The 486-nt window shown below is 44.4% G+C and carries 1 protein-coding gene; it reads right to left on the bottom strand.

All coding sequences use genetic code 11. The features are described 5' to 3' along the window. A partial coding sequence (waaC, locus tag ACTHUR_RS19400; protein WP_440400421.1) for a lipopolysaccharide heptosyltransferase I occupies window positions 1–486 on the bottom strand: 486 nt, incomplete at both ends.

The raw sequence follows: 486 nt of genomic DNA on the forward strand, positions 1-486 counted from the left end.
CGCCAGTGTTCTACCGGCCATAATTTACTGTCTCGACTGGTTGCATGCAAAGCAACGTAATAGGGGGATTGCAAATTTTTCAGACGGCATAATTCAGGAACCGACAAACCAAATACCTGCGTCTCAGGCATTGTATAACCAAATACTTGGGCGAATAATTCACGGTTTCGCCAGACCGCATTTTTGCCTTTCGGCACGGCAAATGTTTTACTGTATGCAAAGGCAGCCAAACTTTCACGCGTGCTGTGTTTATCTAAACCGTAAATAGGGGATTTTGCCATTTTGGCAAAGCATGCGCTTTTAATCAGTCCTTGACTATCTAAAACAAAATCAAAAGATTCAGCCTGTAAATCCGTTTTCAGACGGCCTATTTCACGCCACGTTTCAGCCTGAAAAAGGTGTTTGCGCCACTGCCGCCATTTCATTACATGAACCTGTTTGACAAAAGGATGTAAGCGGGCAATATCTGCAAACCCTGCCTCACAC

The sequence above is a fragment of the Neisseria sp. P0021.S007 genome (genome assembly GCF_051956855.1).